Raw genomic sequence first — 19230 nt, 5'->3', positions numbered from 1 at the left:
AACTTTTCCCTTCCTTGCTGAAGGAGATGAATTGTATGGGGGGTGGCTATCGTCTTTTTTGTGCTGCAACATTTGCAACAATGAAAACCTATTATATTCTAAGGAGAGTTCTAATGGATGCAAAAAAAAGAAAGATAAGCAGCTTTGGATTGGCACTATCTTTGATTGCAGCACCACTCAGCGGCTTAGTCGGACATTCTTCGGCATGGGCAGCATCAGATTCGCTCTTCATCCCTCCTATATCCATAACTGAGCTAGTTCAGGACACAAGCAACGTAACCAATTCCTCCGGCACCTCCGTTGACGGATATGAGTACATAGAGCTTTATAATAACAGCAGCGCGCCCATCCCTCTGCAAGGCTACAAAATTATCTACAACACAACATCCACATGGAACTTGGACAAAGATATGACCATCCAGCCTCATGATACGATGGTGCTGTGGGTTCAATCCCCTGGGTTGTCCGGAAGCGTTGAAACGTTCAATGCAAACTTCGGGTCCAATATTCGACCGGACCAATTTTATCCGATTTCCGGACAAGGCTTATCCAATAGTGGGTCCCGCACACTCATTCTAGCCAACAGCGAGGGTTTTAAGCTGAGCAGCGTATCGTATAGCGACGGCACAGGTGCCAACGACGACGTAGTCCTTAATAAAAGTGTCATTTACAGCTATCCGACGGACGGCACCATCGTTATGCGCAAAACGGCCAACCAGCAGACACCGACTCCAGGCCATATCGTTGCCGGACAAGCACCAGATGAATCTTCTCCCGTGCCTCCGAAAGGATTATTCGCCGTACCTGGCGACCGTTCGGTGCAGCTGTACTGGACAGCCAGTGAAAACCCGAATGTGATCGGTTATCAAGTAATCGCGAACGGCGTGCTTGACAGCACCGTCATCGAAGATACTTCCTTTAAGGTAACCGGACTTACCAACTTTACGGAAAATAAATTCTCCGTAGTTGCGGTCACCGAAACCCAAATGTCCATTCCTTCCGAAGTGGTGAAAAGTACACCACGTCCGGAAATCATCGACGCCATCCCTCCAGCCGCTCCAACAGGAGCCGCAGCGACTATTAACGGCATAGCCTCCGTGCATTTGAGCTGGTCTCCAAATAGCGAGCCAGACGTTGCTTCTTATAAGGTGTATAAAAATGGAGCCTACGTAACCACGGTATCCTCCACGACCTATTCTGCTGATCTGGGTTCGTTGTCAGGTGGGTTCGAATACAAGTTCCAAGTATCGGCCGTAGATTCATCCGCCAATGAATCGGACAAATCGCAGCCGGTCGCAGTGACTCTGCCGCACCAGCCTTTGACACAGGAAGAAACCGGAGCCCCGATTGTCGGGGATACGTCAGCTTACCAGCGGTTCCTGAACGTCAGCGAGCAAGGACCGATTGTTCCCGGACTTCTGCAGGGGCTCGTTCCCCAGGGCATGCATTATATCAAAGAAAAGAACTGGGCCATCATCTCCAGCTACCGCGACGATCGCAGAGCAAGCACTTTGACACTCGTGGACCTTCAGAGCGGATCGCTCGTCAAAACGATTCACCTGTATAAAAACGGCCAGCCTTTCACTGGACATGCCGGGGGCGTTGCGGTTAGTGACCAAAATGTATGGATCGCTTACGGTAAAGAGCTGCTTCGCTTATCCCTTCAGGACGTGATCGATTGTCCTGACAATGCGAACCTGTCTTTCATTGACAGCTTTAAGACGAACACGAGAGCCTCCTTCGCATCGTATTCGAACGGAGTCTTATGGGTCGGCGATTACTACAGCTCCCCGAACTATTTGACGACTCCGATTCAAAAAATGACGGCGCGCGACAACAAGGTATACAACGCTTGGGTGGTAGGCTATAAGCTGGATGAAGCAACGGACCTCCTCCCAACCGATAGCAAGCTCACAAGCGATGGCTTGGTCATACCGAATTATATTTATTCCGTTACAGACCGCATCCAAGGCGTAACCGTCACCGACGATGAAGTGATGCTCAGCCAAACGAACGGAAATCCAAAGAGCAATATTTTAAAATATAAGGCGTCCGTTACGGAAGCTCCCCATACTTCAGTTACCATTGAAAATACAACCGTTCCTGTATGGTTTCTGGATGGTCTGAATATAGAGGATTCCCTGGATATGCCGCCTTCCGCAGAAGGCAACTTTGTCAACGATAATAAGCTGTACATTTTGTACGAATCTGGAGCTAACATCTACCGCCCGGATATCAATTACCCGCTGGATCGTCTGCAAATCGTCGATTTGAAGGCTTGGGAACAATATGATCATATTGCGATTGAAGGTCCATCCATTCCTCTGATTGAGCAGCATACAAGCTCATTGAAGGTACAGCATTTTCTGGGTGAGAAAGGAACGTTTGACGTTACGTCCGAAGCCGCGCTCTCAAGCAGCGATCCATCCGTAGTGGCGGTCACTGCCAATGGGCAACTAACAGCACTTCAAGCTGGAGAGGCTGTAATAAGCGCTAACTACAATGGAAAGACGGCTTCATCCGTTATCAAAGTCGTCCCGGAAAACGTCGCTTTATTAAGCAGCTTATCCGTGAACAATGAGCTGGTTGCCGGCTTCGATCCGCAAAACCAGAACTATGTGAAGGAAGTCGCTCATTCCGTCAGCAGTGTTCGTTTACAGGCTGCGCTCGTAAGCCCCAAATCCAAACTCAGCGGGATAACAGTTAAGCGCAATGGCACCGTGACGGATGTCACTTATACCGTTAGCGGAGCTGTATATCAGACTGCTAACATCAACCTCACGGAAGGTGCTAACGTATTCTCGGTCCATGTCACGGCAGCTGACGGTAAAACAATCGGTACTTATACCCTTACCGTAAACCGTCACCCTCTTCCTGCACCGCCTGCCGGATTGGAAGCCGATAAGGGGCATCGTGAAGCTATATTGCATTGGAAAGCAAGTACCCAAAGCGACGTCATAGGCTATAACGTATACCAGGATGGCAAGAAGTTAACCAAGCAGCCGATCAATGGGACCTCGTATAAAATTACCGGTCTGCCTAACGGAAAAAAACATCATTTTAGTGTCACTACGGTCAATCAGTTTCATGAAGAATCCGCTCCAACGACCATTGAAGTGAAATTGAAAGGAAAATAAACAGCTAACAGGGAAGCAAGCCTCCATGATTTTTGGAGACTCGCTTCCCTGTTTGATTACTCGGAGCATTATTCATGACTGGCTATCGGAACTCCAAAGTCGGTAAATGCTCCAAATCCTTTGCCGTTGACGGCTCTATAGTCTGACCATTGGCACGGGCCAATGTGTAATATTCAAAGTTGCCGATGACGGTGTAATCCCCTTGCATAACACCGGGATAAGCCCGGTTTACGGAATACACCTGGCTTTGATAAGCCTGAAGTGCTTGGCCTTTTATCGTCCGATAGGGGCTGATATCGACTTTGCTTGTAATGCAGCACCGGTTCTTCGGCCCGGAATCCTGGCAGTGATCGTAATAATTCGGGATCGAATTATAGTAAAACTGGGGGGAAGCCCCCGGGGGATACTGGGCTTCCGCCAGCATGACGGCTTTCTCTGTAGCCCTCGATATGGCGATATGATCGGGATGTCCCGTGACTCCGTCCGGCGGAAACGAAATGATGACCTGCGGCTTTAGCTCCAATAAGGTTTCGCAGATTTGACTCGCAAGTTGATCGATGTCCAGGTCCTTCAAGAAACCGTCCTTATGACGGTACAATATGAGGTTGTGTACGCCCAGAAAGGAGCAAGCCTTCTGCAACTCCTCTTCTCGATGCTTGGCTAATTCTTCACGGCAGCTGAATTGGAACGCTCCGGATCTACCCTTGCAGCCCGATGTGGCGCAAATCAAGGACACCTCATAGCCATAATGATGGGCTTTGGCAATGGTTCCTCCGGCTGCAAATGATTCATCGTCAGGATGGGCGTAGACGAACAACCATTGTTTCTTCATTCTTCTTCAGCTCCCCGCCTTTAATAATAGCTAGCTTTCCGCCTCCTTGCGGGCTGCGGAATTCAGTAAAGACAAGCCCATAGCTGTAACTCCATTAATCGGTTCACCTCGCGCATGATCAAGCCTTGCAAAAGGAGCTAGGTTTTCAAATTTGTGAGTCAGCATTTGACGGACAAGGCCGTCATTTTGCAATACACCTCCTTGCAAAATAAGCTGAAACGGTTTGTGCTTCATGCCAAGCCGATCTACCACGGCCCTGATGCCTTGAAATAGCTCCTCGGCAGCCATAGCCAGAATGTGCTTGGCTCGATCATCTCCGGCAGCTGCCGCCTGGCTGACCAATCGGGAAAGCTCGCCCACTTTTTCCACGGCATAATCCGATCCATAGGTCCAGTTGAAGAGCTCCTCCTCATCCCGCAAGCCTAGATGCGGTACGATCCAATCGCCTAACTGAGTAGCTTCGCCTCTGCCATCGTAAGCTCTTAACGCCGCCATAATAGCTTGCTTGCCAATCCAATATCCACTGCCCTCATCCCCGACGCGGTGCCCCCAGCCTCCTGCTCTTGCCGTTAGGCCTTCATCATTGATCCCGAAGACTATGGAGCCGGTACCGGCGATGACAAGAACACCCGGGCTTCCGTCCGTCGCCCCGGCCAATGCGGCAAATCCATCATTCTCGACAACCAGCTGACGTACATGAAGAGGTAAAGGTTCTAGCGCCTTGCGTACCAGCTCCAGGATGATGCTTCTATCATATGCCGTGTCCAATCCGGCAATGCCGATAACTGCGCATTCGATATCAATTCCTGTCAGCTCCTCAAGGGTACCGTTTCGCTCTGACAGGTCTGAGATCGCTGATTGGATGCCTAACGTCAATTCCTTTATCGCTGCCTCCCTTCCCACTCCTTGATAATTGCAGGAACCCGCTCTTCCTTGTCCAAGCAAAGTCCCCTTGGTATCCATAAGAACAGCTAAACATTTAGTTCCGCCTCCGTCGACAGCCAGCAGAGGAATGTGTAAGCGCGCCATCAGGTTCCGCTCCACCTTTGTATCGTTTCATCCAAATATTGCTGTGCACGCTGCCTTGCACCATCGACCTGCTGCAGCCACTGGACATGGGAAACATGCTGCTGCTTGCGAAGCTCGATCATTCGTCTAATTTCCTTGGGACTTGGACCTCCCGGAAGGTCCCGGATCGTGACAAAATGCACAGGGTCCAGTGCCTGATTCAAAGCTTTCTCGTTCAACGATACTTGTCTTCCGATTATGTCCAAAGCTACATCATTGACCAGCTTCAAAGTAATTTCGTTGGCCGATAATCCAGATGCTAGTGCGTTATGCACGACACCGGTTACGATGTGATGCGCTTTGCGGAAGGAGAGACCATCCGTTCTTACCAGTGTATCGGCAAGCTCTGTAACCGTTGCAAAGCTTCCTTCGGTTCGCTTCCTAAGCACTTCCTTATTCACATCCATCGTCCCCATTACAGCTGCGAGCAAACGATAGATATTGTCCATCATGTCCAAGCTCTTCCATGCATAGGGCTGCATATCATCCTCCGTGTCCACAATGTCCCCGAACGGGGTGTTGTGAATCATTGTGAGCACTGTACCCGCATTTCCAGCACAGCTGGACAACAGGGCCCGCATATGCTCAAGAGATACCGGATTCCGTTTTTGCGGCATGATCGAGCTTATCTGGACATAGGGCGCTCCAACCTTTAATACGGCAAATTCTTGAGTGCACCATAGCAGCAAATCCTGGACGACTCGTCCTAAGTTGATAGCTGCTAATTGAACCGCTGACGCTACTTCCCCTAAATAATCAGCCCCGCCAATAGCATCGTATGAATTATCGATCAGCTCGTCGAATGCAAGCAGCTCCATCATCCGTTCCCGGCTGATAGCAAAGCCCGATGTCGTTAAGGCTGCAGCCCCCATGCTGCTGCGGTTGCAGTTCGTATACGCTGCCGTCAGTCTGCGAATGTCCCGGCTCAAGGAATCGACGACAGCCATCATATAATGCGCCATCGTAGTCGGCTGGGCTTGCTGCGTGTGGGTATAGCCAATCATGACGGTATCAACGTGCTCCTCGGCAAAAGCCAGTAGATGCTCCTTTAAATGCAGAGCCGAGCTTAGCATGACAGAGAGCTTTTCTCTTAAGACCATACGATAAATCGCGATTCCCATATCGTTGCGGCTTCTGGCCAAATGCAGATTACCGGCTATATCACCTGCTTGCTCAAGCAGCTGATGCTCTACTTGAAAGAACAAATCCTCAAACTGACCGGTGTAGCTTGAGCTCCTGAGCGCCTCCAGATCCAAAGCGCTGATAGCCTGTGCGATTCGCTTAGCCTGCTCCTCCGTAATGAGCAGCTTCTCCGATAGCATGATCAAATGAGCTTTGTTGATCGCCATCATAGGATCGAGCAACTGCTTCTTCGCTTCATTGAAGGCCGGCTCCAAAACAACCTCGGCATACGTTTTACCTGGAAATGAAGCTCCCTCCGCTTTGATCAACTCATCACGATAACCCATGCTGCTCATCCTCTCCATTCCCTTTTGTCGTTCCCAACCAGTTCTTCAACAGCTGATTCATGTTTACAGCCGCTTCCTCTACGATCCATTGACCCGCTTCCAGCGAGGTTTGCCGAATATCCCCCGTGTAACCATCCCATCCTTGCGGTGATCCCTCTACAAGAACGTACGGCAGAGACGATAAGGGCTGACTTGCACTTAAAGACAAGTCCGATTCCTGCACATGGACCAAGTCAGGCCGAAACGCTTTTACTGCTGACATTTCATAAGGACCTCCATGACCTCTTCCAGTCGTTCCTTGAAAAATCCCCTTGCGCTCTGCACTTTCCAACGGCACCATTTGCCACCAGTTAATGAGCAGAAAACGAGCGTCAACATATTTGCCGGTCACTGCCTCCGCAACAGTTCGGGACGGTCCCATATTGGCATCATGAGCATTCAACAGCACGATATTCCGAATCCCCAATTCACATATGCCTTCTACGATATCCGTCACGTAGTCGATAAACACAGACGGCCTTATCGAGATCGTACCAGGATAGTGACGGGTTTTCCCCGGGCAAGCCGTATAAGGAATGACAGGATACAGTAACGGCTCTAGGGCTGCATCGATCCGCTCGGCGAAACCATCTGCCAAGACAATATCCGTACCCAACGGCGAGTGAGGACCGTGATATTCCACAGATCCTAGAGGCAGTACAGCGAATCGTGCCTGCTTCTTCACCTGATCGATATCCCGTCCATGAACATGTATAGCTTGCATAAGGTGTATTCAACTCCCGTATCGGTTTAGAAAACCCGGAGAACGCTGAACGGATTCAAGCGTTCTCCGGCTGCAATGGCAACTTATTGCTTTTGACTGATCATATTGACGAACATACGGATGGAACCAGGAACCAGACTTGGAATTTCGCGATACCATACGATCGAGCTGTATGTGTAAACGCCTTTACCGTATGGGGCTGTCAGGAACGTACCTGTAAATTCTTTTTCGCCAGGGTCTCCGTTAGATATCAGCTCTGTATACTCTTTACCCCATTGGGAAGGGTTGTAGGCGGAACGGTCTTGAATCCACTGATCCCAATCGGCATCGGTAATTTGGTTCGGATAATTGAACATTGGGTGATCTGGGGCTAGCATCGTGACTTTGGAGCTTTCATCCGTGACCCGCCATTGAATTAATGGAGCTCCTATAGTAATCGGATAAGGGGCGAGATCCGGTGTCCATTTGTCCTCAGGCTTATGATATTGTACGACCAGATTGCCTCCGTTCTCCACGTAGCTAAGCAGGCGTTGATTGCTCGGAATTAATTCAGGACGGAATGCGTAAGCGCGAATACCGAGTACGATAGTGTCATACTTCGACAAGTCGCCATATTGGATATCCTTGGCTTCCAGCTTCTCTACGTGAACGCCGAGCTGGCTTAAATATTGATCGATATTATCGAAACCGCTGGACACGTAGCCGACCTTCAGATTTTCCGGCACCGCCAGCTCAAACGCTTGAATTTTCAATTCGGCAGGCTGTACCATATACGTTTTGCCGATATGAGGGTATTCAATGACCTGAGCTCCCTCCGTACTCACTACACTGCCGTTTTGTGCAACAGCCGACACCGTGTAGCTGCCTGGCGTGACCGTCGAGGAGCCTTTAACCGAGAAAGCTACGGACTTCGTCTCTCCCTTGGAGGCGAAGCTTAATTCTTCTACCTCAGGCTCTACTGTCCAGCCTTCAGGCACCTTCAAGGATACCGATGCTTTAGAGGCTCCAGGGGTGTAGTTGCGAACAGTAACTTTTACAGGAATGGCATCCTCTGTTTTAAGGGTATTCAATACGGTTGCACTAGGATTAAGAGACATGGAATAGGCCGGTAAAACGGCAACCGTATTTTGCGGCGTCACCTTCAGCTTCGTGACTGTGTCATATGCCTGATATTCAACACTAGCATTCAGCACCGATGGAGCATAGGGTTTGAACTTGGCTGCATTGGCAGGCACAGTCACGTCGTACGTAGTCGAGACCGTTTGGTTGTTGCCCAGTCGATCGAAGCTCGCCGCACCTGCTGCTTTTGCAGTCCAGCCTTCAGGCACATTGAGAGCAAGATTGATTTTTTTCAATTCTACGTTACCGCCGTTAAACGCTGTTACCGTAACCTTCGTCGTTTGCCCTGCCACCAGCTCGCCTGTAGCCGGCTTCACCTTAGCAACAACGGAGGTCGCTTCCATACTGGCTTTATTCAGCTGCTCATCCTTCACCTTCAAACGATACATCAGATCCGTTTTGGTCGCTTTATCCAGGTTGGAAGCATTCAAATCCGCAATCGCCGTTTGCAGGTCCGCTTTCATGGCATGCACTTCTTTCGTTACGGCAGCAAACCTTGGATAGGCAGCAATCACCTGCTCCGAATCCTTTTGCAGGACACGCAAATCCTTAGCTATTTTCTGATCCTTACCTTTGGCGTCTAATTCTTTAGCCAAATCTTCATACGTATAGGCGATACCATCAAAAAAGTCGGTTTCTTTAGCTGCTGTCTTTACTGCAGCAGATTCGAGCTTGTAGTAGTTGCCGAAAAGGTCCGGACTGATCGGTCCTTCATCGTAAATGCGGCCCATCCCTTGGCTCTTATGCATAAAGCGAGATTCTTCGCCCAGCTGCAGATAGGAAGCTCCATAAATTTCATTGTATTCGCCTACTGGCACGACGACGCTGTAATCCTTAGCCGTTCCTGGAACGTAAAGCTTTTTCACCTGCCAAGGCTGCAGCCCTTTTTGCAAATGCTCAGGAAACACATTAGGATCTGCTGCATCCTTAAATGCTTTGACCGTAATAACATTGATCGCTCTATGATGCCCATGAGTCGAATCTTCGTTCAGGAAGGACGGATAGACGACATCCGGGCGGTCTTCACGAATTTTGCGGATTAAGCGTTCGTAGGCTACGGACTCGCCCCATTTTTGCAATGTTTCATCCGGGCTCTTGGAAAATCCGAAATCAAAGATCGGGTCGTTAATATCCTCGCTCAGCATGCTTAATGTAATGTTCGTCACCTTGGATGCTTCCTGAAGCTCACGGGTACGTATGATACCGAGTGCGTTACCTAGCTCGCTGCCAATTTCATTCTGTCCGCCTTCACCCCGGTTGGCGATAATACTGAACGTATTCACGCCTTTGCCCAAAGACAGATAAGCCAGCGTTGCACTGTGCTCGTCATCGGGATGGGCTCCCGTATTCATAGCACTGGCGATCGTCGTTAACGGCTTGATCGACTTCCATAGATCCAGCACGCCCCGGTCTGCTTGAGCAGGCTGTGTCGCTGGAAACAGCAACCCTCCCGCTACGGCAACACTTGTAATCGTCGCCAACCATTTTGATGTGGTCTTCCCTCGTCTCAAGCTAACTCCTCCTTTTGTCTTCAACTGTTCTTACCGCAGGAATTGGCCATGTTCCCGCTGTATATGTCACGTGGGTTTCCCACGAAATGACCGAACATCAAGCTCCCCAGAAGTAAAGCGCATCCACGATCTCTTGTTTATACAGGCAGCGTATCCTGAAACCATCCGATGGGTTAAACGGCAGTAGTTGTCGTATCCCCCGAAATTTTTCTGGAAATAAACAGCACGATTACGATCAATAAAATTTGGAGAACTCCATAAGCGCAAGCAGTACCAAACTCAAAGGAATACATCCGTTGGAAGATTTCAACTGAAATCGGAGCTGTTCTCGTGGTGAACAATAGAATGGAAGAAACGAACTCTCCTATCCCCTGAACAAAAGCAAGCAGCGTCCCTACAAGAACTCCGCTTAAAGCCATTGGAAATACCACCCTACGGAAGCTGTACCACCAGGATGCACCTAGGTTCCGTGCAGCTTCTTCCACCGAGCCATCCATCTGCATCAAGGTAGCGGAGGTAGATCGAAACACCAACGGGAGATGCCGGACAAAATAAGCCAGCGGGAGAATCCAGAAGCTGCCGATCAGCACCTGGTTGAAGCTGAACACGGATGGCTGGCTGAATGCAGCGATCAAGTTTACCCCTACGACCGTACCGGGCAATGCCCAAGGCAGCATAATAAGCACGTCGAGCAGCGACTTTCCTCTAAACTTCATCCGAACCATAGCATAGGCTGCCGCCACACCGAAGATGACATTCCCAATCGTGGCGATGAAGCTCATTTTGAAGCTGTTGCCGATCGGTCGCCAGGTCTTGCTATCCGTAAACAGCTTCACGTAATGATTTGCCGTATATTCGGGAGGCAGTATTTGCGTCGTCCAGGTCGCATCTTTAGAGAACGAAATCAGCACCAGAACCAGAATAGGAAGCAGCAAAATAACCACACCGATGAAGGAAAGGATCATAGAAACGTATTTACCGGCAGTGCTCTTTACCTCTGTTCGATGAACGCTGACGCCCTTGCTCATATTCTGATAATTACGCAGGTTTTGGTACCACCGCATAATCATGAGAAACAGGATAGAGACGATCGTTAATATCGTGGATTGGGTTGCTGCCATATCCAAATTACCGTTGGTCCGGGACAAATAAATTTGCATAGTCATCGTTCGCTCTATGCCAAAAATTAGCGGTGCCGTGTAGGATGCCATCGAGATCATAAAGACGAGCAGTGAAGAAGCAACCATCGCCGGAGTGAGCATCGGCAGTATGACGCGCCGCCACACGTACATCCGCCCTGCTCCAAGGCTGGATGCAGCTTCCTCCAGCGACGGGTCCAATCCTTTGATCGCTGCAGAGGCCGTCATGTAAAAATACGTATACATCGTGAACGTATGGACCATCAGCACTCCCCAGACACCTTTTAATGAGAAGGGCACATGATCCATTTGAAGCAGCAGCTTCAACGATCGGGGTATAATGCCGCTCTCTCCATATAAAAAGGTAAAGGACAGTACTCCGACCAGTGGCGGAAGCGCCATAGGCACCATCGCCAGCACAGTGAGTATTTTACGCCCAGGGAATTCGTAACGCTCCAACAGGAAAGCCATGGCTACTCCCACAATGGCGCAGGTAATGACGCTTAGCACCGAAATGTAGATACTGGTCCACAGCGCCTCCAAATTCGACGTATGCTCAAGGCTAAAAAATTTGCCATAGTTTTTTAAACTAAGCTGTCCCTTCACTTCAATACTTTGAATAAAGGTCTGGAACAACGGATACACCACATAAGCCAACAGCACAAGAAACAAAGGAGCCACAAGGACATAGATGAAATACCGCGACGATGTTATAGCAGTCCATGGGCGTACGGATGGGGATTCGGATGGTCTGACGTTCTTCATCAATCGTCCCCCCTATTTAACCTAAGAAATAAATGCTGGATTGCGGAATATGAAAGGAGATTTCTTCTCCACGCTGCCGACCCCGGTGCCCCAAGTTCACGAACATTGCCTTAAATGAAGCTTCGCCGATCTGCGTCAAATAGTTGACACTGACCCCTGTAAATTCAGAGATGGTCACCGTTCCCCGGACAATATTGTTGTCCTGTGGCTCTGAAGGCTGTGCCTCCATAACGGATTCAGGTCGGATCGACACGGTAATTCGTGCTCCTGTCTCCAGCCTGCATGCAGGTGAAGCATTATGGACGAAGCCGCTTAGTACTGTATCCGGACCGAAGCGTACAAAAGCCACATCCCCTTCGATTCGTTCTACCGTGCCCTCCCATAAATTGGATTCTCCGATAAACGAAGCAACAAAGCGATTCAGCGGTCGATTGTATATTTCCTCTGGGTTGCCGATCTGCTGGACGACGCCGCCCTGCATGACCATAATCCGATCCGACATTGCCATAGCCTCCGCCTGATCGTGCGTCACATAAATCGTGGTAATGCCGAGCTCCAGCTGAAGCCGCTTAATTTCCAAACGCGTCTCTTCCCGAAGCTTCGCATCTAGATTGGATAACGGTTCATCGAGCAGTAATATTTGCGGTTCAATCACAAGCGCCCTTGCCAAGGCAACCCGCTGCTGCTGCCCACCTGACAGTTGATCGATACGGCGCTGGCCGTATCCTTCCAGATGCACCAGCTGCTGAGCCCGCTCTACCCTTTGCACCAATTCGGGCTTCGGTACTTTTCTTACTTGGAGGCCAAAAGCAATGTTCTCAAAAACGGTCATATGAGGAAATAAAGCGTAATTTTGAAACACCATGCCGGTATTCCGTTTGTTCGGAGGCAAGTTCGTCACATTATGTTGGCCAAAGAGAATGCGACCTGCGCTTGGATAATAAAATCCGGCTATCATTCTGAGCGTTGTCGTTTTGCCGCATCCGCTCGGACCAAGAAATGTGAAAAATTCCCCCGGCTTAATCTGAACATGAATATCTTCAACGCCTGTAACTTGCCCAAACTGCTTGCTGACATGATCCAATGTGACATCTATCAAGCGGGGTTCCCCTCCCTTATTGATCAGGCAGGCTGTGCCTTAAGCGTCTGCCTGAGGTGAGAACGTCGATTATTCATCCTGCTCATTCCAACCTGAGGCGGGAGAATTATTCCAATTCCCCCACCAGCAGATTGAACTTACACTCTAGAGCTTTGAGTTGCTGCTCTTAACAAACAGCTTTCTTATTTAGCGCCTTTGCCTTTGATGTTCTCATCCCAATATTGCATCCAATCCATTTCTTTGTTCGCCATGATCGTCCAATCCAGATTCATAGGCTTCAGTTCCACACCCTTCAGCCATGCAGGAAGCGTATCTTTGCTGATGTCCGTACGAGTAGGAATTTGGTACAATTTCTCTGCCAGCTCGACGCGAAGCTTGGAATCGAAGAGGAATTCATAGAATTTCTTGGCTGCATCCATATTTTTGGCGCCTTTGACGACACCGACACCATCTACAAGAATCGGAGCTCCGCTCGCCGGATAGATGAAATCGAACGGCTGCTTTTGAAGCTCTTTTTGAATCATAATGTCCTGCAGGTTCCACAGCGACAGTGTGCCTTCTTCCCTCGCCAGCTTCAGATACAGGTTCGTAGGATCCTGTGCGTACTCCTTCGTGTTCACATCCAGCTTTTTCAGCCAGTCGTAGCCTTTTTTCGGGTCAGCGGCATCCTGACGGAAAATCATGGCAGAGTAAATCGTTCTCATCGTTCCGGAAGCCAACACGCCCCGAATGATGATTTTTCCTTTGTATTTGGCATCCAGCAGATCGTCCCAATCTTTAGGGGCGTCTTCTTTTTTCAGCGCTTTGGAGTTGTACATAATGACTTCAGGAAGCAGCATTTCTCCGTACCAGCGGTCCTGAGCATCTTTATATAACGCCGGCACTTTATCCGCAAAGCTTGGCTTGACGCTTTCGAGCAATCCCTCATTCGCCGCCGTCATCAAAGCAGATTGCGTTCCGCCCCACCAGAAGTCAGCTTGAGAGTTCGCTTTCTCCGCGCGTACCCGTTCCAATATTTGTTGGGCTCCCATAGTGAGAACCTCGACATCGATATTCGGATTTTTCTCTTTGAATTTAGGGATTATCTCGTCGACGACATTTTTATCTCTTGCCGTATAAATGACGAGTTTTTGCTTCTCCGGCGGCTTCGGCGTGGCGCTCGGTTTAGGTGCCTCCGTCGCCTTCGGCGCTTCCGCCGTAGGCTTCTGGGTAGCCGTCGGCGCTGCCCCGCCGCTGCAAGCTGTTGTCCCCAGCATGACGATGCTGAGAGCCAAGCTGGTTAACCATGAACCTCTTTTGCCCAACCATTGTTTCATGCGATGATTCCTCCTTAGAGTTTTTCTGTAGGAAAAACTGGCTTCGTAAGCATTCACTTAGAGTTTTTCGGTAGGAAAAACTTGCTTCGTAATCGCAGGACTGTTGAGAAGCCCTAATTACAAAAATAAATACATGATATGGTACTCGGTGGGGTATCCCCTTCCAACCGCTGTTGTTATCGGTCCTCTAGAGGACACCCCACCTACCTCCAATCCTATTTTTTGAAGCAGTTTTCTCCGCTGCCGAAAACACTTTCGCAAGTTTTTCTAACAGTACTTTTTTTATTTTCCTTTTAGTCTTGAAGGAAAAGCTTCCAAAGCACAATGGACAGCTCCGATAATACCCGCTTGATCGCCCAAGGAAGCCATCTTGATTCGAGGCACAAAAGGGATCCATTCCGAAAGCAGCCGCAGTATCGCTTGAACTCCCTCTTCCCCTATATGGACCATTTCACCGCTCAAAATGAGCAGCTGAGGGTCCATTAAGCTGGCAATATTCGCGATTCCATATGCCCAATGCCGGTAAACATCATCGAGCAGTCCTCGTGCACCGGCTTTTCCTTGATGAGCCTGCTCGATAAGCTGCTTCATAATGCTCATACTGCTTTCATCCGCATCTGGAAGGACCAAGCGGGCTTTCTTCCGTATAGCGGGTACCGAGTAATTGTTCTCGAATACACCGAACTCCCCGCGCCCCCGTTTGCCTATTGGTCCGATCATCATATAGCCGATCTCGCCGCTTGCTTCCATCGCGCCCCGGTAGCTTTGCCCGTCAATCATTATGCCAGCACCGATTCCAGTACCGACATATATGAATACCAAGTTGGAGCAGCCCACACCTGCACCCTTGTAAAACTCCCCTAAAGTCATTAAGTTCACATCGTTATCGATAATAACCGGTAGACCTAACCGTTCCTCGATTTCCTTCTGCACCGGCAGTCCCATCCATCCCGTACTCGGGGCATAGCTCACTGTGCCATCCCTTCGCTGGGTAATGCCTGGCAAGCCTAGACCGATACCGAGCAGTCTGCTTTTGTCAAAGCCGCTTTGCTCCAAGAGCACAGCCAGCCCACGTTCCACACCTTCGATTGCCATTTCCCCGTCCAATGGCTGCGTAAACCGCGTTTTGTATTGGAACCGTACTTCGCCTTTCAAATCAGCAATAGCCAGCTGAATCGTGCTTCCTTCAAATACAGCTCCAACCACGCCAAAGGCTTGTGAATTGTATTCCAGCAAAATCGGCTTTCGCCCACCTCTGGACTGCCCGACCCCAACCTCATGAATCAATCCTTCATGAATCATTTCATCCACCAACGCAGATACGCACGGTCGGCTCAATTCTGTCAATTTGGCCAAATCCGCTCTCGATAACGGCGCTTTTTCTTTCAGTTGATGAAGGATGCCTTCCCGATTGAGCTGTTTGACCAGCTTGGTATTCCCTGTCTGCCCCCGACCGAACAATGGTAACGTTCACCCCCTTCATTAGTTAAAATAATTAACAAAGGCTGACTTTGATCCTAATCTATGCACCCGAATCAAGCCTTATGACCGGGCCTAAACGAAAAAAACGCCCGATCAAAATCGGACGTTCTGCTTGAAAGTTAATTTGATTGATTGTCATTTTGTCTGGTAGTATGCTAATCATAAGAAACTAACGGAGGTTCAGCTTCTATGCAGGAATTTGCCAATGAATTCGCCGATATATGGCTCAAGCTCCCCTCTCCCTTACAGCAAAAAGGCGGTATGTGGATTGTCCGTGCGGGACGAAATGAAGCCAAGCCCTGCTACCGAATAGGACCCAAAATCATTGAATGCCATAGCCTCCACTTTATTCTTGAGGGCGAGCTGACGTTTGAATACGATGAGAAGCAAGTCGTGCTGAAAAAAGGCGACCTCTTCTGTCTCTTCCCTTATACCTCCTACATGTACAGCATACGTTCCACGGCTAAGCCGCTGCGATTAATATGGCTCGCCCTAGAAGGCAGCCAGGTACCTGAGGCTATTCATCTGCTGACCCTTACTAAATCTGTGCCGTACTTGGAAAAATGCATTGATACGAAGGTCAAGGGCATTTTGCATCGAATCCTGATCCTGCAAATGCAGCCTCACTCCAATGAACTCACAGAGCTTAGTGAGCTATACCGGTTGTTCGACCGGCTAACACAGATTAATGCTGCCCCCATCATGCAATCGGATCAGGAGTGGCTGAGCAAGAGCATCGAATATTTGCAGCTTCATTACACCGAGCATTTGAAGATTGAAGAGCTGGCACGCTTTGCGGGAGTGAACCGGACGTATTACTCCGCCCAATTCACCAAAAAAACAGGTGTCTCCCCTATGCAGTATTTACAGAAGCTGCGAATGGACAAAGGCGCCCAGCTGCTTCGTGTGACTTCGCTAGCCGTTACCGAAATTGCGCTGACGTTAGGCTACCCTGACCTGTACTCATTCACAAGAGCTTTCAAAAATTACTACGGCATTTCCCCTAGCGCTTATCGGCATAGCCCTAACGATTTGCCGCCAGCTTAAGCTTGTGCAATCCGCGGCATCGGCAGCGATTCTTTGCCGAGCTCAGCCCAAGCGTACCGGAGCAGCAGCTCGCTCTTCAGCTGTGCAAACTGCGGATCGTCCCAACGGTTGTACAGCTCCTGCGGGTCCTCGACCAAATCAAAAATTTCACCATAGGTCTGGTTGTAGTAGATCGTAATTTTGTATCTCTCCGTCACTAATGTTTTCTGATGAATAGTGGTCGGCTCATGATGAAACTCGCACAGCACGTGGTCGCGTGCGGAGCTTTGTTCACCAAGCCAGACGGCGCTTTGATCGACTCCGGTCATTGCGTGAGGAACTGGAATACCCGTTAAGGTAAGAAACGTCGGTGCCAAATCTACCAGTGATTGCATGGCCGATGACGTATGTCCCGCAGGCACCTTCCCCGGGTAGCGAACGATGAACGGAAGCTTGATCAAGTCTTCATAGTGGAAGCCTCCCTTGAAATGCATGCCGTGATGGCCAAACATATGACCATGATCCGTCGTAAAAACGACGATAGTATCATCCGCAAGCCCCAACTCATCGAGCTTATCCAGAATACGCCCGATGTACTTGTCCATTAGGGATACCATGCCATAATAGGTCGCCATGTTGCGCCGCTGCTCCTGCTCGGTATACCGCAGATGCGAATGGTAGCCGTGAATGCTAAAGCCCGATTCCATCCACGCAGAGAAATCCGCTTTCACCTCCTGCGTCAGCTTGAAATGCGGAGGGTTGTTGTCATGCTCTCCTGGCACCGCCTGAGGCAGCGTCAGCTTCTCCGGGTCGTACATCTTGTCCCATGGCTCTGGAACCAAATAATCCGGGTGAGGATCGAAGAAGCTCGCCCACAGGAAGAAGCTCTCGTCATTCTCCTTATACTGCTCCAGCAGTTTGTTCGTCCTGTCGGCTATCCATTTATCGTAGTGGTATTTCTCAGGAATCGGCCATGTATGCCTAATCGATCTATCCATATTGCCTGTCGGAGGCAGAAAATAATCTCGCCATTCTGTGCAGCCTTCTTCTTCCATCCATAGAGCGTAATGCTGTCCGACATGCGCTTCATTCGTATGATTGCGTGCAAGCTCCACATGATCGAAGCCATAAAAGTTCTCTTGAAATTCCCGCCAGTAGTCCAGCTCCTGCAATATCGGATACGCTTCCAAAGAACGATACTGCTCCGTTCCCTTGAGTGGCTGAAAGTGCGCTTTGCCTACCAACGCTGTCCGGTATCCGTGAGCAATGAAATCTTCACCAACCGTGTGGCGATCCTCCAGCAGCTTGGTTCCAAGCGTCCACGCTCCATGCTGGCTCGGATACATTCCTGTTATTATCGAAGCCCTTGTTGGAGTACAAGTAGGATTTGGACAATAGGCACGTGTAAACATCGTTCCCTCTGAAACGAGTCTATCCAAATTCGGAGTTTGAATTTCAGAATTTAGCGCCCCTATCGTATTCCAATGCTGCTGATCGCTGGTAATGAGCAGAATGTTCTTTTTTTTCATGCCTTGCCCTCTCCTCTGCCTGTTTTACACTATCATACCTTTCACGGCTCGCTTGGAAAATGGCATTTCGTCGGATCATCCTATTGTCATTTTGTCTGCTCCCCTTCATTCCTACATCAAAGAGACCCGTCGAATCCCTCTCCAAGAGTGATTTAACGAGTCTCCGATTGTGCTGTATAGGTAGAAGTCATTTTTGTTTTTTCTCCGTGGACTGTAAGCTGGCTCTGCTGAGACATTCCCGATAAGACAATGCATTCCCGTTGTCATCATACCCGCTTAAGAAACCGATAGCTGCAGATATAGAGAAAGAATCCAGAGAATCCATGCACATGGGCTGTGACAACCGATCAACAAGCTCCTGAACCTCCGAGAACTTCCTTGTCGTAATAATAACGAACTCATCCCCGCCGTATCGGCATACATAATCCTGCTCATGAGCCGCTTCTTTCAGCAATACGGAAAATTGAATCAGCAAATCGTCGCCGACGGCATGTCCGAACTTTTTGTTCACGCTGCCAAAATCGTTCAAATCAATAAACAACAAGTAGAAAGGTGTTTCCTCATTCGCTAGATAATCATAAATATATTCTATGTATTTGGAACGGTATAAGTGGGTTGACTGATCAATATAGCTCCCAATCGTACTGCGAAGTCTTTCCCGGGTTATTATGCCTTTCATCTCATTGCCGTCCTTAACGATAAGACGTTCCACATGGTGCTGCTCCATCGCATACAGGGCGTTCCCAATAAAGGCTGTCTCTGAAATAACTAATGGATTATGTGTCATCGCATCGGCAACAATCCGATTAGGGTGCGCAGACCGAATGTCCCGGGAAGTAATGATCCCTACAACTTCCTCCTCGTCGACAACGACCAACGAACCAATCTTTTGCTCATTCATCAGGGATGCAGCATATTTCACACTTTTGCCGGAAGAAATGCAGCATACTTTTTCCGACATGATCTGCCCCACCT

General features: G+C 49.3%; 13 protein-coding genes. 2 read left to right on the top strand and 11 right to left on the bottom strand.

The window, feature by feature from the left end; genetic code table 11:
• Window positions 1–113 precede the first annotated feature (113 nt).
• Window positions 114–3137, top strand: coding sequence for a fibronectin type III domain-containing protein (locus BP97_RS38545; protein WP_028547431.1), 3024 nt, complete (start codon window positions 114–116; stop codon window positions 3135–3137).
• Between the two features lie 82 nt (window positions 3138–3219).
• Here the strand turns inward: BP97_RS38545 and BP97_RS0100910 are convergent, their stop codons facing one another.
• The 9 genes from BP97_RS0100910 to BP97_RS0100870 all read right to left on the bottom strand — a co-directional run bounded on the left by BP97_RS0100910 (window position 3220) and on the right by BP97_RS0100870 (window position 15679).
• Window positions 3220–3969 carry a PIG-L deacetylase family protein gene (locus tag BP97_RS0100910; RefSeq protein WP_028547430.1) on the bottom strand — a complete coding sequence of 250 codons (750 nt, stop codon included), beginning with the start codon at window positions 3967–3969 and terminating at the stop codon, window positions 3220–3222.
• Window positions 3970–3999: 30 nt separating this feature from the next.
• Window positions 4000–4998 (bottom strand): N-acetylglucosamine kinase, encoded by a 999-nt coding sequence (locus BP97_RS0100905; RefSeq protein WP_028547429.1) that lies wholly within the window; start codon window positions 4996–4998, stop codon window positions 4000–4002.
• Window positions 4998–6506: an argininosuccinate lyase gene (argH, locus tag BP97_RS0100900; RefSeq protein ID WP_028547428.1), complete on the bottom strand. Its 1509-nt coding sequence runs from the start codon at window positions 6504–6506 to the stop codon at window positions 4998–5000. Before argH ends, BP97_RS0100905 begins: the two co-directional genes overlap by 1 nt.
• Window positions 6493–7269, bottom strand: a complete 777-nt coding sequence (locus BP97_RS0100895; protein ID WP_028547427.1) for a creatininase family protein — start codon at window positions 7267–7269, stop codon at window positions 6493–6495. Before BP97_RS0100895 ends, argH begins: the two co-directional genes overlap by 14 nt.
• 83 nt (window positions 7270–7352) lie before the next feature.
• Complete coding sequence (locus tag BP97_RS0100890; RefSeq protein WP_028547426.1) at window positions 7353–9899, bottom strand: NEW3 domain-containing protein; 2547 nt, start codon at window positions 9897–9899, stop codon at window positions 7353–7355.
• 173 nt (window positions 9900–10072) lie between these two features.
• On the bottom strand, window positions 10073–11803 hold the full coding sequence (locus BP97_RS0100885; protein WP_028547425.1) for an ABC transporter permease: 1731 nt from the start codon (window positions 11801–11803) through the stop codon (window positions 10073–10075).
• Window positions 11804–11819: 16 nt separating this feature from the next.
• Window positions 11820–12902, bottom strand: a complete 1083-nt coding sequence (locus BP97_RS0100880; RefSeq protein ID WP_028547424.1) for an ABC transporter ATP-binding protein — start codon at window positions 12900–12902, stop codon at window positions 11820–11822.
• Between the two features lie 182 nt (window positions 12903–13084).
• Entirely contained in the window at window positions 13085–14218 is a 1134-nt protein-coding gene (locus BP97_RS0100875; RefSeq protein ID WP_028547423.1) for an extracellular solute-binding protein, read from the bottom strand.
• Window positions 14219–14500: 282 nt separating this feature from the next.
• A complete protein-coding gene (locus BP97_RS0100870) occupies window positions 14501–15679 on the bottom strand; it encodes an ROK family transcriptional regulator (protein ID WP_028547422.1) in 1179 nt (392 codons plus the stop codon).
• Window positions 15680–15889: 210 nt separating this feature from the next.
• On the opposite strand from BP97_RS0100870, the gene BP97_RS0100865 reads away from it, so the two are divergent.
• Window positions 15890–16747, top strand: a complete 858-nt coding sequence (locus tag BP97_RS0100865) for an AraC family transcriptional regulator (RefSeq protein ID WP_028547421.1) — start codon at window positions 15890–15892, stop codon at window positions 16745–16747.
• Here the strand turns inward: BP97_RS0100865 and BP97_RS0100860 are convergent.
• Window positions 16744–18255 carry a sulfatase family protein gene (locus tag BP97_RS0100860; protein WP_028547420.1) on the bottom strand — a complete coding sequence of 504 codons (1512 nt, stop codon included), beginning with the start codon at window positions 18253–18255 and terminating at the stop codon, window positions 16744–16746. The genes BP97_RS0100865 and BP97_RS0100860 overlap by 4 nt on opposite strands.
• Before the next feature lie 187 nt (window positions 18256–18442).
• The gene (locus BP97_RS0100855) at window positions 18443–19216 is read right to left on the bottom strand and encodes a diguanylate cyclase domain-containing protein (RefSeq protein WP_156043106.1); all 774 of its coding nucleotides are present in this window, start codon (window positions 19214–19216) and stop codon (window positions 18443–18445) included.
• Window positions 19217–19230 lie beyond the last annotated feature (14 nt).

Source organism: Paenibacillus sp. UNC451MF (assembly GCF_000686845.1).
GTDB lineage: Bacteria > Bacillota > Bacilli > Paenibacillales > NBRC-103111 > Paenibacillus_S.
Note: the sequence above shows the minus strand (reverse complement) of the source record. Positions and strands in the feature narration are given on the sequence as shown.

What these genes read in the sequence shown, in the direction of transcription:
- BP97_RS38545 (WP_028547431.1), top strand. Translation starts at nt 114, where the DNA reads ATGGATGCAAAAAAAAGAAAGATAAGCAGCTTTGGATTGGCACTATCT.
- BP97_RS0100910 (WP_028547430.1), bottom strand. Translation starts at nt 3,969, where the DNA reads ATGAAGAAACAATGGTTGTTCGTCTACGCCCATCCTGACGATGAATCA.
- BP97_RS0100905 (WP_028547429.1), bottom strand. Translation starts at nt 4,998, where the DNA reads ATGGCGCGCTTACACATTCCTCTGCTGGCTGTCGACGGAGGCGGAACT.
- argH (WP_028547428.1), bottom strand. Translation starts at nt 6,506, where the DNA reads ATGGGTTATCGTGATGAGTTGATCAAAGCGGAGGGAGCTTCATTTCCA.
- BP97_RS0100895 (WP_028547427.1), bottom strand. Translation starts at nt 7,269, where the DNA reads ATGCAAGCTATACATGTTCATGGACGGGATATCGATCAGGTGAAGAAG.
- BP97_RS0100885 (WP_028547425.1), bottom strand. Translation starts at nt 11,803, where the DNA reads ATGAAGAACGTCAGACCATCCGAATCCCCATCCGTACGCCCATGGACT.
- BP97_RS0100875 (WP_028547423.1), bottom strand. Translation starts at nt 14,218, where the DNA reads ATGAAACAATGGTTGGGCAAAAGAGGTTCATGGTTAACCAGCTTGGCT.
- BP97_RS0100865 (WP_028547421.1), top strand. Translation starts at nt 15,890, where the DNA reads ATGCAGGAATTTGCCAATGAATTCGCCGATATATGGCTCAAGCTCCCC.
- BP97_RS0100860 (WP_028547420.1), bottom strand. Translation starts at nt 18,255, where the DNA reads ATGAAAAAAAAGAACATTCTGCTCATTACCAGCGATCAGCAGCATTGG.
- BP97_RS0100855 (WP_156043106.1), bottom strand. Translation starts at nt 19,216, where the DNA reads ATGTCGGAAAAAGTATGCTGCATTTCTTCCGGCAAAAGTGTGAAATAT.